Here is a 15,540-nt window from a genome sequence, read left to right as displayed (position 1 = left end):
AGGCAGAAATCTAATTTAAATTAAACTCTAGTTTTTAACCGAAAGCAAAGGTAAACGATTTCATAAAAACCTCAATGCAATTGCTTATTTTTGGCAGTAATGATGGTTTTTAAATACATATTCTGGGTGTTATACCGTATTTGGTTTTACATCCTTGTGGCATTGCCAATTTTAATATTGTTCCCATTGCTGTTGATTTCTATTTTAAAGGAATCATGGTATCCTCACTTTTTTAAATTAGCACGAGGGTGGGCGAAATTCATTTTAATAGGCATGGGCTTTCGTTATAATATTGAACGCGAACAAATACCAGAGCAAGGAAAAAGCTATATGTTTATAGCAAACCACACTTCAATGGCCGATATTATGCTGATGTTGGTTGTAGTTAAAAATCCGTTTGTGTTTGTGGGGAAGAAGGAACTAGCAAAAATTCCACTGTTTGGTTTTTTCTATAAACGTACGTGTATTTTGGTAGATAGAAGTTCTCCAGAAAGTAGGCGTGCCGTATTTTTAAGAGCCCAAAAACGTTTGAAACAAGGTTTAAGTATTTGTATATTTCCTGAAGGTGGAGTACCAGACGAATCTGTGCTTTTAGACGAATTTAAAGATGGTGCATTCCGTTTAGCCATAAATCACCAAATTCCAATTGTGCCATTAACCTTTGCCGATAATAAAAAACGCTTTTCATATACATTCTTTAGTGGTGGACCAGGAAAAATGCGTGCCAAAATTCATAAGTTTTTGTCAACCAAAGGTTTAACAACTCATGATACTAGGAGTATAAACGAAAGCTCTCGGGCTATTATCATGAAGCAACTTAAGGCATTTGAGTAATTTTTAGAAAATAAAAAACTGCTCTTGGGGGAAGAGCAGTTTTTTCTAGACATCAGCTTTCGAGCTTAAGGAAAGCCGACATCAATCTAACCAAAAACCTAAAATTTAATTCCGAATCCGGTGTAAACCCCAATAAAGAAGGGTTGAAAATCTCCAGACGTATTTTTAAACGTATTAATTTGATATTTGAACATAGGTTCTAAATTCAAATTAATCTTTTCTGATACTTTATAATTTAAGCCCAAACCAAAATTGGCGCTATAACTTGTATTATTAATATTATCGGCTTCTTGTAAACGCGTGCGCTGTCCTTCTATAACTGAAACCGATTCATAATTATTTAAAAACAAGGAACTAAAACCACCAATAACATTTACTCCTAAGCGTTTGGTTGATATAGCATATTGTAATTCTAGAGGCACTTCAATAAAACCAAAAGACTGATTAATACTGGTGTTTGTAGTTTCAAAAGCAGCTATGTTGCTGGATTTAAAAGATGTAGCACTTATAATTGATACATTCTCTCCAGCACTTATGGCAGATGTTTGAGCCATATTATCCGACACATTACTACTTAAGGTATTTAAAGTTTTAGTACTAGTGCTTGCATTTACAGAACTAAAAACCACAACATCATTAGTGTTGTACCCTAAATTTACACGGTTAACTCCTGAGCGTACAGTAAGCCTTTTATTTATAGCATAACTTGCGTTAAGGCCATAACTCATATTTACTTCTCCACTTTTAGAGTTTTCGTTAAACTGAGCATCAATTGACGAGCCTTTACCCAAACTACTAAAATATACTGGTGCTGCATTTGGAGCAATACTCCATTTGTTTATTGCAGCCACTTCGGTTTTTTCGTCTTCAAGAAGTGTCTTGTTTTTCTCAATAGCCTCTTCGATCGATTGTTCTTCTTTTTTCGATTCGTTTTCGGCTACATCAGTCGTTTTAATCTCGCTTGTCTTTAAAGCAGTATTATCTGAAGCAATTGTAGTGGCATTTTGTTGAGGGTTATTCGTTTTATTAAAAGCATCAGAATTATTTTGCTTCACGTTAGAAGCGTCTTTAAGCTCCGTTTTATTTTCAATAACGCCATTATCTGTTATCAATTTAGAGGCATCATCGTTAAATAGTGCTCGAGACTTATTTTTGGAGGCTTTTGAAGATTTATTAACCGAAATATTTTCTTTTGAATTAGCCACTACAGTCTCTTGATGTACTGTTTTAGAATTACGTTTAAATGTATCTTTTGAAGTATTAGAAGGCAATACAGATGCGCCATCAGTATCATCAACATTTGATGTTATAGACGTGTCATCTACACCGATAAGGTTATTATTTTTCTTCAACAAGTTCTTGTTCGTTGCGTTTTCTGTGTCTTTTTGTTCGGTATCAACTATTTGTGGAATGGTATTCTCAGAATTGTCCCTATCGAATAAGTATGCACCAATAGTAAATGCTAACAACAAAAGTGCCGCTACACCTGCGTAACGCCACCAGATAGGTATTACACGTCGCTTTTTCTTTTTTTCATTAAGCTTAGCTTCTATATTACTCCAAACAGCATCATCAGGTTGTACTTCAAAGTCTTTAAAGCGTTCCTGAAATAATCTATCTATATGTTTTTTCTCTCCCATTATAAGGATTGTAGGTTTTGCTTCTCGCTATTTTGTTCTATAGTCTGCTTCAAAATTTGTCTCGCCCTGGCTAAATTTGATTTTGAAGTGCCTACAGTAATTTTTAGCATTTCTGCTATATCTTTATGCGAATACCCGTCAAGTGCATAAAGGTTAAACACCATTCTGTATCTATCGGGTAATTTTTGAATACATTTTAGAAGAAAATCTATGGATATCTGGTCCTCGTAAACTTCAATTTCAATGTCTTCAGTTATATTTTCATTTATAATATCAAAAACTTTTTCGTTACGGTAGCGTTGTAAAACGGTATTTACCGTGACACGCTTTATCCAACCTTCAAAAGAACCTTTGTATTTATACTGTTCAATTTTATCAAATATCGTTAAAAAGGCATCTTGTAAATTATCTTGTGCTTCTACATAATTACGCGAATACTTTAAGCATACAGAAAATAACTTACTCGAAAAGAGCTGATATAATTCCCCCTGTGCTCTGGTATCATTGGCTTTACATTTTTCTATGAGTTGATTTAAACTCAAATGACACAAAAATTAGTTTACACTTCGTTTAATTGGTTACCGGTACTTCTATTTCTAAATAAATATCTTCATCGTTTTCGTCTTTTCCTTGCCAAAACTTGAATATGTAGGAACCATTACTAGTAACTTGAAAGTTGAATGAGGCAGTTAACATGGCATCGGTTAAATCTTCGCAATTATTTTCATCAAACACTGTGTTAATTACTGCGACTGTCCTCTCATTATTATGTTTTGCATAGTAAAATTCCCTAAAGGTATGGCAACTCGTAGGCCTTTCATAGGTTACAGTGATAGGGTAAACTTCTCCTAAAGTAAATTCATCAGGAATATCAACGCTTTCAATAGGAATTAATTCAAAGCTGAAGTTTGGGCCATCATCATCAAGACTACAGGAAAATAATAACGCCACCACAAAGCTTAAAATAAAAAACTTTTTCATAAAAAATTTAATTTGGGTTTAATCAATACTTTCTCTTTAGATGCAAAACACAATAAAAGGTTGCGTATAAAAGTAAAAAATCCCGCGTTAACGGGATTTTTTTAAATTTTCGGTTTTTATTATTCGCTTTTTATAACATCTTTGATTTTTTCCTCCAGTTCTTCAAACAGTTCTGGGTTGTCTTTAATTATAGCTTTTACAGCATCCCTACCTTGTCCTAATTTAGTTTCACCATAGCTAAACCAGGAGCCACTTTTCTTAATAATATCGTGCTCTACGGCTACATCTAATATTTCACCAACTTTTGACACACCTTCGCCATACATAATATCAAATTCTGCCATTCTAAAGGGTGGCGCTACTTTATTTTTCACCACTTTAACTCTTGTTTTATTTCCTAAAACTTCGCCGTTGCTATCTTTAATCTGGGTAGATCTACGAATATCTATTCGTACCGAAGCATAAAATTTTAGGGCATTACCACCAGTTGTTGTTTCAGGATTGCCGAACATTACCCCAATTTTTTCACGTAATTGGTTAATAAAAATAACGGTACAGTTCGTTTTACTTATAGAAGCGGTTAGCTTTCTTAAGGCCTGAGACATTAAACGCGCATGCAAGCCCATTTTTGAGTCTCCCATTTCTCCTTCAATCTCGCTTTTAGGCGTTAATGCTGCTACCGAATCTATAACAACGATATCTATAGCACCAGAACGGATTAAATTATCGGCAATTTCTAGTGCTTGCTCACCGTTGTCGGGTTGGGAAATAATAAGGTTGTCTATATCAACACCTAATTTTTCGGCATAAAATCTATCAAACGCGTGTTCTGCATCAATAAATGCTGCAATACCTCCAGCTTTTTGAGCTTCGGCTATGGCGTGTAATGTTAATGTGGTTTTACCCGATGATTCCGGACCGTATATTTCTATTACACGTCCGCGCGGATAACCACCAACACCTAATGCAATATCCAGACCCAATGATCCTGATGGGATGGCATCCACATCTACTACAGCAGCATCACTCATTTTCATTACGGTGCCTTTGCCGTATGCTTTATCTAGTTTGTCTAATGTAAGTTTTAGTGCCTTTAATTTTGCTTCTTTTTCGTTGCTCATTGTTTCGTTTTCTCAAAAAATTATGTTAGCTAAAATACTACAAGTTTCGAGATGTTACAATAATAGTTTTCAACATGCATTAAAGTCTATTTTAAGTATGTAATTGTTTTTTTTAATTCCTAACGCAACCATTTTGTTTTTTTTGCATCTAATAAATAAAGTGGGTAAAAATTTGCTGTGAAAAAGAAAAATTTTAGTTCCAAATCCCATTTATATAAAGCATTTGGCGTTTCAGTTGTTGTATATCAGATTATAGAAAATTGTTAAGCCTATTGCAGTTAGCTCTTGTTAAATTCAATATGAAAAAGAAAGATTTTTAATAATGAGTTACTCAAAAAAGCACTTTGATTTTAAATAAAGTGCTTTTTTTTTATACAATTGATTTTCTCTCAAACAAAAAAAGTGGGCCACCACAGCCCACCTTTAACCAACTAAACTAAATAAGACATTAAAATTAATTATTAATGTATTTTCTAAATGCGCTTACTTGTGTAAAGCACTCTATTTTGTATCTATATCCTAATGGTATTAAATATCTTTTTCATTTTTTACCAAGTTAGGGTTTGCCACTTTTTATAGAACAAAGATATACGTAATGCACACCTTATAAAACATCAATTTTGGCTAATTTATATGCTATATTAACTATTAAATTAATGTTAAATAAGTGTTAAGTTAATATAGTATATATTTAAGGTAATAGAATATATAATGTATGCATAATAAACATTAAATTTGCATTAAAATAGCCTACAATGATAAAGAAGAAACCTACGCTTAAAAAGCTAACACCAAGTTTCGGTAGCTCTATTATGGTTAAGCAGCATACTGAGAAGTTAGATAGAAATGATGCTTATTGGCATTTTCATAAAGAACTAGAGCTTATTTACGTTAATAAAGGACAAGGAAAAACCCATATAGGGAATCATCTATCCTATTTTAATAATAGTCAATTAATTCTTATAGGAGAATTTTTACCTCATAATGGATTTACTGATAGATTAACTGCCGAAGGCACAGAAACCACAATACATTTTAAAAACAACTTTTTAGGGGAAGATTTTTTGAATATTCCCGAAGCAGTAAATCTCGTGTCTTTGTTTGAATTGGCAAAAAAGGGTATTCGGTTTAAGGTGGAAACCAAAAAAATAATTGGGCCTAAAATTGAAAAACTTTCAGACTATCAAGGTTTGGAGCGCTCTATCAAGTTGATGGAGATTTTAAGGTATTTAGCGCTTACTGATGATTATGAAATTTTAAATGCCGATGGTGTTGCTTTTGAAACAGAAGCGCAAGAAAGCTCAAAAATCAGGGATATATTTAAATATGTAAACTCCAATTTTCAAAACCACATCACTTTGGATGAAATAGCAGATAAGGTAAGCATGACGGTTCCGGCGTTTTGTAGATATTTTAAAAAAGCCACAGGAAAAACCTTTACCCAAATAGTGAATGAATACCGTATTGTGCACGCTACCAAGCTTTTAAATGAAAGCGAAATGAGTATTGCTGACATTTGTTACGAGTGTGGATTCAACAATTTTTCGCATTTCAATAAGCAGTTTAACGAAATTACAGGGAAAAGTGCTTCTCAATATCGAAAGGAGATAAAGCATATAATTCAATAATACTTTTATTATGGATAATAAAATTGATGAAGCTTTAGAATATTATTTGTCCCAACAAAAAGTGATTATTGATTTTGTAAACGGTAATGATACTCTTGGTGTAGAAGAAATTATAGAAAAAGGCGAAGAACTTGCTGTATTAGAATATAAAATAACAGCGCTACAGGTGGCCAAAGAAAATTAAAATTCTTCTAAGTTGAAGTGAAAAAACGTCTGCAATATTTTGGAGTTTTTTTTAATTTATAGTTTTCAGCTTTTTTGATATGAGATAAAATATTATTATCAATGGTGACGCTACTAGAAAAGTAATAGCATACAAAATGTTCTGCGTTATTTTACAGCAGTCTTTCTTATGAATTGAGATCTCATTCATCTTTTTCATTCTATAAGCATTTAAAATTACTTTAGAATGGCACTTATGAAAACATTATTTCTGTTGAGTTTCTATGCTAAATTGTCATTGAAGCTTAAATGAGTAAATATTTTTGGGTAATATGCAAGAATTAATGAGAGGATATATAGGTTGTTATGAGAAATAAAATGGAATTTACCTCAAAAGATTGGTATTAAATTTTACCATTCCACTCTTTATAAAACTGCTTTAAATACAATTCCATAAAAGTATGGCGTTGTTCTGCAAGTTTTTTACCGGTTGCAGTATTCATTTTATCCTTTAAAAGCAGTAGTTTTTCATAAAAGTGATTTATTGTTGGAGCGGTTGAGGTTTTATATTCGGCCTTAGTCATATTTAAATTAGGCCGTATCTCAGGATCATAGATAGCTCTATTTTTAAAACCACCAAAATTAAACGTGCGTGCAATACCAATAGCGCCAATAGCATCTAGCCTGTCAGCATCTTGAATAACATTTAGTTCTTTAGATTGGAAGGATGTTGCATTACTAAGACTCGATTTAAAGGAAATATTTTCAATAATGGCTATCACATGCTCAATAACAGTAGAGTCTACATTCATTTTAAATAAAAACGCTCTGGCTACTCTTGGGCCAACAGTTTCATCACCATTATGAAACTTGCTATCGGCAATATCATGAAGTAAACTTCCTAATGCGACAATAAAGAGATTAACAGGCTCGGTTTTTGCAATTAATAAGCTGTTTTTATAAACACGTTCTATATGAAACCAATCGTGCCCACCTTCTGCATTTTCAAGTGTTTTTTTAACGAAGACAATGGTTTTCTTTATGATTTCTTCTTCTAAGGTCATTACTGTTATTTTGCAATAGCCGGGGTTACCCACTTAAATTCATAAGAATTTTGAGGAACCTTCATGCGTTCTGCTAAACGGTACATTCTCGCAGGTAATTTCATTAAGTAATCTCTAGCTTTTTCAGCTTCTTCTGTAAGATCAGTAATTTTGTCAATTTGCCAACGCTCAATCAACTTTTGTAAAATATCTACATAATCTGTCGAGGTGTAAACACCTATGCGTTGGGCAGTATTAGAAAATTCTTCAAAAGCGGTACTTATTTGGCCTCCAGATTCTCTTAAAAAATGGGCTGGCATGGTAATTTTTTGTTTCATCATATAATGAAATGCCATCATCATTTGGCTAGGATCTACCTTAAAAATACGCTCCACAAACTCAGAATATGCATTGTGGTGACGCATTTCATCTCCAGAGATAATCTGGCACATTTTTGCTAATCGTTTATTGCCCGTTTTTTTTGCAATTTTTGCCACACGATTATGCGAAATATAAGTCGCCAACTCCTGAAAACTGGTGTATACAAAGTTTTTATATGGATCTCTATCGGTACCAATATCAAAACCATCAGCGATTAAATACTGTGTAGTTTTTTCAATTTCTTTCATGTTTACACGTCCTGATAAATACAAATATTTATTCAAAACATCACCATGACGATTTTCTTCGGCAGTCCAATGTTTTACCCATTTACTCCAGCTATTACCGCCTTCGCCTACTTGGTCTACACCCTCTACGTCCATTAACCACGATTCATAGGTGGGTAACGCTTCTTCAGTAATCATATCGCCAACTAAAACTACCCAAAAATCGTAAGGTAACTCTTTTGCCAGCTCACGTATTTCCTCAATTTCTTCAAAAAAGGAGTCTTTTTCTGAATTTGGTAAAAAATCGGTTGGCTGCCAAATTTTTTCTATAGGCATTAAATATTTATCCATTAAAGATGCGACGTCTTTTTCTAAAAACTGCATAACTTCCAATCTTACATTTTTCAACGACATACTGTAATTTTTAAGGGTGAATATGAGTCTTAACAGTTTGTTCTACTGTTTTAATTAAGACTTGTTTATCATCAAAGGTAGCTAATTCTAGAGGCTTATGTACTGTAAATTTAATATGAGTGCCCAAACCCATAGGAAATTGCCCATAACGTTGCATTTTCCATGAGTTATTTATAGAAATAGGCACTATTAAAGCTGATGGTACTTTTTTAAACATAATCTCTAAACCTTTTGTTTGAAAAGGTTTTGGGGTGCCATCTTTACTACGTGTTCCTTCGGGAAAAATTACTGCGGCTCGTTTAGTGTTTTCAATGTATTCTCCAAACTTCATAATTGCAGGAAGCGATTGTCTTGGGTTTTTTCTATCGATTAGTACAGATCCTCCATGACGTAAATTATAAGATACACTAGGGATGCCTTTACCCAATTCAATTTTACTTATAAATTTAGTATGATGTTTTCGCATAAACCACATAATTGGTGAGATATCGTATAAACTTTGATGGTTTGCAACAATAATAAGAGGCCTATCTGTTGGAATGCTATGCGGATTATTAAACGTAAATCGTGTACCCAAAATATTTGCACATCGCATAAGACAGAATTGGAGTGCATCCACACTTAATTTATGTGCCTTATAGCCAAAAAGATTAAAACAAATCCATTGGATAGGATGAAAAACAACTAATGTTAACCCGAAAAACACATAATAAATAAACGATATTGGATATGAAAGCAATTTTTCCATGCATCAAAATTAATGTAATATGAGGTAAAGGCATAAAAAAACCACGAGAATGTCGTGGTTTGATTTTTATTTTACCTCCTAGTTTCCTTTTCCATTGAACAGAGGATAAGGAATGGTAGCTACTTAACAGTGCTCGTTATACGCATCCATTAAATTTTCTGCAATTAATTCTGCAGGCCTTCCTTCAATATGGTGGCGTTCTAGCATATGCACCAATTCGCCATCTTTAAATAAAGCCATACTTGGCGAACTAGGTGGAAATGGAATCATGTATTCCCTTGCTCTTTCAACAGCTTCTTTGTCCACTCCTGCAAAAACGGTAGCAATATTATCTGGTCGTTTTGCATTTTGTAAACTCATTCTAGCCCCTGGTCTTGCATTGGCTGCAGCACATCCACAAACCGAATTAACCACAACAAGTGTGGTGCCTTCTTTTGATAATGCAGCATCAACAGCTTCGGCAGTTTGTAATTCTTCAAAACCAACATTGGTTAAATCCTCGCGCATTGGTTTTACTAATTCTGCTGGATACATATTTTTAAATTTTAAGTATTAACAATTTTTGAGTTGCAAAGATACCAATTGTGTAACAAAATTGTGAATCAATCAACTAACAAATATTATATTTGGTCATAATTAAAATCTATTTCTTACATGAGTTTTTCAAAATGGATAGGTGGTGCATTAGGTTGGTCTTTCGGAGGGCCAATTGGGGCTATAATTGGGCTAGCCATTGGCAGTGTAATTGATGCTATGGCAAATGGAGGTGATAATCCACTTATTGGAGAGCGTACATCTACTAGGGGTAGAAGAACAACCTATAGCACACGAACTAAACAACGCGCGCAAACACAGTCTGGCGATTTTGAGGTAAGCTTGTTAATACTAGCTTCTATAGTTATAAAAGCCGATGGAAAACAAGACCAACGTGAACTGGATTTTGTACGCCAGCAGTTTGTAAACATGTATGGTAAAGAACGGGCAAATCATGCTTTTAAGCTATTTAAGGGCATAAGCAGACAAAATATTTCTGTTCGCCCTGTGTGTTTACAAATACGACAAATGATGGATCATCCATCACGTTTGCAACTTATTCATTTTTTATTTGGCATTGCAAAAGCAGATGGCACAGTTACCCAAGATGAAGAACGTCAAATCTACACAATTACTGGGTATTTAGGGATTAGTTCAAAAGATTATGAAAGCATAAAGGCAATGTTTTACAGCAGTAAAGATAATGCCTACAAAATTTTAGAAATAGATAAAAATGCTTCTGTAGTTGAAATTAAAAAAGCGTACCGAAAGATGGCAAAAAAGTACCATCCAGATCGTGTTATTCATTTAGGTAAAGAGCATCAAGAAGGGGCAGAAGAGAAGTTTAGGCAAGTACAGGAAGCTTACGAGCAATTACAGAAAGAATTGCGCTTTTAGGAGGTGAAATCTACTAAAACACCAGACATTATTACTGCAATAATAAGCACTATTAAAGAGGTAACCACAATTATAGTACCTGTTTTGGTGATACCATCTTTCTGGAAGATATAATTTCTTTTTTTATCGTCACTGTCTTTTACAAATTCAAAATTTCCTTTTTCTTTCTCCATAATTAGTTGTTTTTGTACGGTCAAAGTTAATAATCATGAAGTGTTTATGTTTGTTGAAATCAAATGGATATTAACGCAAACCATATGAATGGTCGTTATGTTGAGTAATTTATCTCTTGCTTTAAATGACTGCCTTTTGGAATGTATTTACTGATACCAAAATTTTGAAGTCGAGAAAAAACGATTTATTGATTATTATGAAAACCCAAAGTTTGGGAGCCAACTAATTTGTTAGTGGGGAATACATAATTTTAGAAAATTGTCAAAAATAAAAATGAAATAACATATGTTTTAGTACTAAGTCTATTATCTAACTCGGTATAGGGCATAAAAAAACCAACTAAACGAGAGTTGAATAGTTGGTTATGAGGGAATTTTGTTGATAATAGTTATTTACTTTTATAAATTTTAGTAGTATTTCCTTTATCAAAAACCATTACTAGTTCGTCACTAGAGTTCATGTAAACAGATTTTAATTCCCAACCATCTTGTGCAGAAGCTTCAAGTAAGCATTTTCTTACATCTGGGTTGTAAAGATTTAAATCAGAAATAATAATGTCTTCAGCATTCATGCTAAAAGATAATAAAATCATTGCGCTTGCGAGTAATATTTTTTTCATATTGGGACTATTTAAATAGTTAATAATTTCTTGCAAGTTACAGCACAAATCAAGAATTCTTAAAATTAATGGCTGACGGTATAGTTATAAACGATAAAAACACCTAGATCTCCACGAAATGCGTTTTTATTCGATAAAAAACAATGCGTTTTAATAGCTTAAGGAGTGAATTTAAGGGTAGATTGTTCTTTTTTCACCTGTAAATCAACAATTTCACCTAAAATCAGTGCGCGGTTGTCTTTTTCATGACCAGCTTTCATATTAAAAGCGATAGGAAAATTGTAGTCTGCCAATACATCTAAAATTAGTTGTTGAATTGATGAGCCCCAAGGCGTAGTGTTACGTTTTATTTTTGTCATATTGCCGATAATCACGCCTTTACAATCATCAAAATATCCAGCACGTTTTAAGCTGTGTAACATGCGGTCTATATGATATTTATATTCACCTATTTCTTCGATAAACAGAATTTTTCCAGAAGGATCAATACTTGTTCTAGAACCCAGCATGGTGTGCATGATAGTTAAATTACCGCCTACCAATGGCGCGGAAGCTGATCCAGGTTTGTTGTATCTAGAACCTTCTAAAGTGTAACTTAACTGCTTACCGAAAATGGCATCTTTAAATGTTGAAATGGTTTCTGTGATAGTTTCTGCATCATCCTGCAAACTTGTACACATCATGGCATGGATGGACTGAAAACCTAAATTATGCACTTCATTATGAATGGCAGTTATATCAGAGTAACCAATAATCCATTTAGGTTGTTTTTTAAAGGTAGTCCAATCTAATTTATCAAGAATTCTTACACTGCCATAACCACCTCTAGCGCACCAAATGGCTTTTACGTTAGGGTTATCCAAAGCCTTTTGAAAATCTTCGCAACGTTCGTCATCTGTACCAGCAAAATGTTGCCCTTGATTAAAAATATTGTTTCCAACAACGACCTGCAACCCCCAATTTTTTAAAAGCGCTTTAGCTTTGTTTATTTCGCCTTCTCTGTTCTTCAAAATACCGGCTGGTGCCACAATGGCAACAGTATCTCCTTTTTGTAAATATAGTGGTTGTTTCAACGTATTATTAAGTTTTTCAGTAGATTCTTCTTGTGCTATGCCAGTTTCAATTCCGAAGAAAAAAAAGGTACAGCATATAACTAATGTGAAAAGGGGTTTCCTCATGATGTAAATTTACATTTTTTTAAAAAGGATAAACCTGTCTATTTTGGAAAATATAAAATCAATATATTTTATGCCAGCCATAACCAAAGGTAATTCCTAATCCAATATAACTTATTGATCCAATATTACCATACAGCTTGAAACCAAAGCTTCTACCAAATGAAGTTTCCTTACCAATGGGAATTAGCCCATAATAAGCTCTAAATCTTTTTTTCTTTCGTTTAAACCATTTTATATTTAATTCAAAAGGAACACCAATGTAATTGCTTGTTGTCCAATTGATTTCATCATTAAGTGTTGATTTGAGGCTTTGTGAATTTGAAGAAAGCCCTAAAGAAAAACTATAAGATTTGTTTTTGTCTATAAAACGTCTACCAAAAAGAAAAGCATATTCATCAATTTTAAGATCTGAATAGAAGTATGGAATTGCGACAAAACCAATAACTGCGGTATCGTAGTTTACTCTTGTTTGATTGTGATAACGAAAAGTATAAAGACTTTTGTCTTTTTGAAAATTAATTTGAGCACCAAGTGTTACCCCGTGTGAGCTCCCACCTGCATACCCAAACATACCTTCAATGTATGAAATTGGGTTAACATCTTGTTTAGTAGAATCTGTTTGCTGTTGCGAGAAACACTTAAAAAAGCAAAAGAAGGTAAATAGATAGGTTGAAAAAGTATTCATTAAAGCCTTGTTAGTATATTTTAAAGATTACAAAAAACAGAAAAGGTTGCTTCCGTAGGTATAGTTTTTTTACGATAGAAGAATTAATTAAAAACAAACTTAATACTTACTTTTGCGATTATTTAAGTAAAGACATATTTGATGAGCAAACCAAAACGATACACCATAACTACCGCTTTACCTTACACTAACGGCCCTATTCATATTGGACACTTAGCCGGTGTTTACGTGCCAGCAGATATTTATGCGCGCTATTTACGATTAACCGGCAACGATGTAGCCTTTATAGGTGGAAGTGATGAGCATGGTGTACCTATTACCATAAAAGCAAAAAACGAAGGGGTGTCGCCTCAAGACATTGTAGATAAATACCATGCCATTATTAAAAAATCATTTGAGGATTTTGGAATTACATACGACAATTATTCGCGTACATCAGCACCAATTCATCATAAAACAGCTTCAGAATTTTTTAAAACGCTTGATGCAAAAGGTGAATTTATTGAAGAAACTACCGAGCAATTATACGACGAAGAAGCCAACCAGTTTTTAGCAGATAGATTTGTTATTGGAACATGCCCAAAATGTGGAAATGAAGAAAGTTATGGCGACCAGTGTGAAAATTGCGGGACAAGCCACAATGCAACGGATTTGATTAACCCCAAATCGGCAATTACCGGAAATACGCCAACCTTAAAACAAACAAAACACTGGTTTTTACCGTTAGATAAACACGAAGCGTTTTTAAAAGAATGGATTCTAGAAGGTCATAAAAAAGATTGGAAACCCAATGTATACGGGCAATGTAAATCTTGGATTGACGATGGACTGCGCCCTAGAGCTGTAACACGAGATTTAGATTGGGGCATTCCCGTGCCTGCCGAAGGTGGTGAAGGTAAAGTGTTGTATGTATGGTTTGATGCGCCTATTGGCTATATCTCGTCTACTAAAGAATGGGCCGAAAGAGTAGGTAAAGATTGGGAGCCGTATTGGAAAGATAAAGATACTAAATTGGTGCACTTTATTGGTAAGGATAATATTGTATTTCACTGTATCATTTTCCCTGCGATGCTAAAAGCTGAAGGCAGTTACATCCTACCAGATAATGTACCAGCAAACGAGTTTTTAAATTTAGAAGGCAATAAATTATCCACATCAAAAAATTGGGCAGTTTGGTTGCCAGAATATTTGGAAGAATTTCCTGGGCAACAAGACGTATTGCGTTATGCGTTGAATGCCAATGCACCTGAAACTAAGGATAACGACTTTACCTGGAAAGATTTTCAAGCGAGAAATAACAATGAGTTGGTAGCTATTTTTGGGAACTTTATTAATAGAGTTGTAGTGCTAACGAATAAATATTACGATGGTATTGTTCCACAACCTTCAGAATTTAATAAAGTTGATGAAGAAATACTTGCGGCAGTAAAAGCATATCCAGATGTGATTGCCAGTTCTATTGAGCGATACCGTTTTAGAGAAGCAGGACAAGAGTTGATGAATTTGGCGCGCTTAGGAAACAAATATTTAGCCGATGCTGAACCTTGGAAGGTAATTAAAGAGGACGAGGAACGTACAAAAACCATAATGTATGTGGCACTTCAAATAGCATCAGCTTTAGCAACATTGAGTGAGCCGTTTTTACCGTTTACATCTGAAAGACTGAAAAAGATTCTTAATGTCACGTCGAGCGTAGTCGAGACGTCTTGGAACGACGTATCTACTAAAAAAGTACTACTACCTGCCAACCATCAAATAGGAAAGGCCGAATTACTATTCTCAAAAATAGAAGACGCTACCATCCAAAAACAATTGGATAAATTAGAAGCTAGTAAAAAAGCAAATGAAGCAGCAAACAAAACAGTAGAGCCACAAAAGGATACCATAACTTTTGAAGATTTTACAAAATTAGATATTAGAGTAGGTACTATTTTAGAAGCTGAAAAAATGCCAAAAACCAAAAAGCTATTAAAGCTTAAAGTGGACACTGGTATTGACACGCGAACCATAGTTTCTGGAATTGCTGAAAGTTTTACTGCTGAAGAAGTTATAGGTAAACGTGTTACTGTTTTGGTAAATCTAGCCCCAAGAGCTTTAAGAGGCGTGGAAAGCCAAGGGATGATTTTAATGACGGAGACACCTGAGGGTAAGTTGGTATTTGTAAATCCTGATGATGCTAAGGTGGGTAATGGATTGCAGATTAGTTAACAAAATAAAAAAACGGGTTATTTTCTTACCTCACATCTTTTTTTTTGAGTAACTTCAACAAGTCAT

General features: G+C 33.9%; 17 protein-coding genes. 5 read left to right on the top strand and 12 right to left on the bottom strand.

The window, feature by feature from the left end:
- Positions 1 to 99 precede the first annotated feature (99 nt).
- A complete protein-coding gene (locus tag BMY39_RS01750) occupies positions 100 to 834 on the top strand; it encodes a lysophospholipid acyltransferase family protein (protein WP_092574612.1) in 735 nt (244 codons plus the stop codon).
- Between the two features lie 98 nt (positions 835 to 932).
- Here the strand turns inward: BMY39_RS01750 and BMY39_RS01745 are convergent, their stop codons facing one another.
- The 4 genes from BMY39_RS01745 to recA all read right to left on the bottom strand — a co-directional run bounded on the left by BMY39_RS01745 (position 933) and on the right by recA (position 4,576).
- The gene (locus BMY39_RS01745; protein WP_092574609.1) at positions 933 to 2,474 is read right to left on the bottom strand and encodes a hypothetical protein; all 1,542 of its coding nucleotides are present in this window, start codon (positions 2,472 to 2,474) and stop codon (positions 933 to 935) included.
- Positions 2,474 to 3,016 (bottom strand): RNA polymerase sigma factor, encoded by a 543-nt coding sequence (locus BMY39_RS01740; protein ID WP_092574605.1) that lies wholly within the window; start codon positions 3,014 to 3,016, stop codon positions 2,474 to 2,476. The genes BMY39_RS01745 and BMY39_RS01740 overlap by 1 nt, the downstream gene beginning before the upstream one ends.
- 28 nt (positions 3,017 to 3,044) lie before the next feature.
- Positions 3,045 to 3,455 carry a hypothetical protein gene (locus BMY39_RS01735; protein WP_092574603.1) on the bottom strand — a complete coding sequence of 137 codons (411 nt, stop codon included), beginning with the start codon at positions 3,453 to 3,455 and terminating at the stop codon, positions 3,045 to 3,047.
- A gap of 119 nt (positions 3,456 to 3,574) precedes the next feature.
- Positions 3,575 to 4,576, bottom strand: coding sequence for a recombinase RecA (gene recA, locus BMY39_RS01730; RefSeq protein ID WP_092574601.1), 1,002 nt, complete (start codon positions 4,574 to 4,576; stop codon positions 3,575 to 3,577).
- A gap of 755 nt (positions 4,577 to 5,331) precedes the next feature.
- On the opposite strand from recA, the gene BMY39_RS01725 reads away from it, so the two are divergent.
- Entirely contained in the window at positions 5,332 to 6,204 is an 873-nt protein-coding gene (locus BMY39_RS01725) for an AraC family transcriptional regulator (protein ID WP_092574599.1), read from the top strand.
- Between the two features lie 10 nt (positions 6,205 to 6,214).
- Positions 6,215 to 6,388: a hypothetical protein gene (locus BMY39_RS15025; RefSeq protein ID WP_177176523.1), complete on the top strand. Its 174-nt coding sequence runs from the start codon at positions 6,215 to 6,217 to the stop codon at positions 6,386 to 6,388.
- A 382-nt stretch (positions 6,389 to 6,770) separates the two neighbouring features.
- Here BMY39_RS15025 and BMY39_RS01720 read toward each other — a convergent pair whose 3' ends face one another.
- The 4 genes from BMY39_RS01720 to BMY39_RS01705 all read right to left on the bottom strand — a co-directional run bounded on the left by BMY39_RS01720 (position 6,771) and on the right by BMY39_RS01705 (position 9,713).
- A complete protein-coding gene (locus BMY39_RS01720) occupies positions 6,771 to 7,430 on the bottom strand; it encodes an HD domain-containing protein (RefSeq protein WP_092574598.1) in 660 nt (219 codons plus the stop codon).
- Positions 7,431 to 7,435: 5 nt separating this feature from the next.
- The gene (locus BMY39_RS01715; protein ID WP_092574596.1) at positions 7,436 to 8,431 is read right to left on the bottom strand and encodes an acyl-ACP desaturase; all 996 of its coding nucleotides are present in this window, start codon (positions 8,429 to 8,431) and stop codon (positions 7,436 to 7,438) included.
- 10 nt (positions 8,432 to 8,441) lie between these two features.
- Positions 8,442 to 9,179 carry a lysophospholipid acyltransferase family protein gene (locus BMY39_RS01710; RefSeq protein ID WP_092574594.1) on the bottom strand — a complete coding sequence of 246 codons (738 nt, stop codon included), beginning with the start codon at positions 9,177 to 9,179 and terminating at the stop codon, positions 8,442 to 8,444.
- A gap of 123 nt (positions 9,180 to 9,302) precedes the next feature.
- Positions 9,303 to 9,713: a BrxA/BrxB family bacilliredoxin gene (locus BMY39_RS01705; RefSeq protein WP_092574592.1), complete on the bottom strand. Its 411-nt coding sequence runs from the start codon at positions 9,711 to 9,713 to the stop codon at positions 9,303 to 9,305.
- A 120-nt stretch (positions 9,714 to 9,833) separates the two neighbouring features.
- Here BMY39_RS01705 and BMY39_RS01700 point away from each other — a divergent pair, with 120 nt between their 5' ends.
- The gene (locus tag BMY39_RS01700; protein ID WP_092574590.1) at positions 9,834 to 10,610 is read left to right on the top strand and encodes a TerB family tellurite resistance protein; all 777 of its coding nucleotides are present in this window, start codon (positions 9,834 to 9,836) and stop codon (positions 10,608 to 10,610) included.
- Here BMY39_RS01700 and BMY39_RS15020 read toward each other — a convergent pair.
- The 4 genes from BMY39_RS15020 to BMY39_RS01685 form a co-directional block, all read right to left on the bottom strand.
- The gene (locus BMY39_RS15020) at positions 10,607 to 10,783 is read right to left on the bottom strand and encodes a hypothetical protein (protein WP_177176522.1); all 177 of its coding nucleotides are present in this window, start codon (positions 10,781 to 10,783) and stop codon (positions 10,607 to 10,609) included. The genes BMY39_RS01700 and BMY39_RS15020 overlap by 4 nt on opposite strands.
- A gap of 389 nt (positions 10,784 to 11,172) precedes the next feature.
- Positions 11,173 to 11,403 (bottom strand): hypothetical protein, encoded by a 231-nt coding sequence (locus BMY39_RS01695; protein ID WP_143064728.1) that lies wholly within the window; start codon positions 11,401 to 11,403, stop codon positions 11,173 to 11,175.
- A 158-nt stretch (positions 11,404 to 11,561) separates the two neighbouring features.
- On the bottom strand, positions 11,562 to 12,581 hold the full coding sequence (locus BMY39_RS01690; RefSeq protein ID WP_092574585.1) for a S66 peptidase family protein: 1,020 nt from the start codon (positions 12,579 to 12,581) through the stop codon (positions 11,562 to 11,564).
- A gap of 58 nt (positions 12,582 to 12,639) precedes the next feature.
- Entirely contained in the window at positions 12,640 to 13,266 is a 627-nt protein-coding gene (locus BMY39_RS01685) for a hypothetical protein (RefSeq protein ID WP_092574583.1), read from the bottom strand.
- Positions 13,267 to 13,407: 141 nt separating this feature from the next.
- Here BMY39_RS01685 and metG point away from each other — a divergent pair, with 141 nt between their 5' ends.
- A complete protein-coding gene (metG, locus tag BMY39_RS01680; protein WP_092574581.1) occupies positions 13,408 to 15,474 on the top strand; it encodes a methionine--tRNA ligase in 2,067 nt (688 codons plus the stop codon).
- Positions 15,475 to 15,540: the final 66 nt, after the last annotated feature.

It is taken from the genome of Hyunsoonleella jejuensis (assembly GCF_900111025.1).
In the GTDB taxonomy this organism is placed as follows: domain Bacteria; phylum Bacteroidota; class Bacteroidia; order Flavobacteriales; family Flavobacteriaceae; genus Jejuia; species Jejuia jejuensis.
This window is presented reverse-complemented; position numbering and strand designations above follow the sequence as displayed.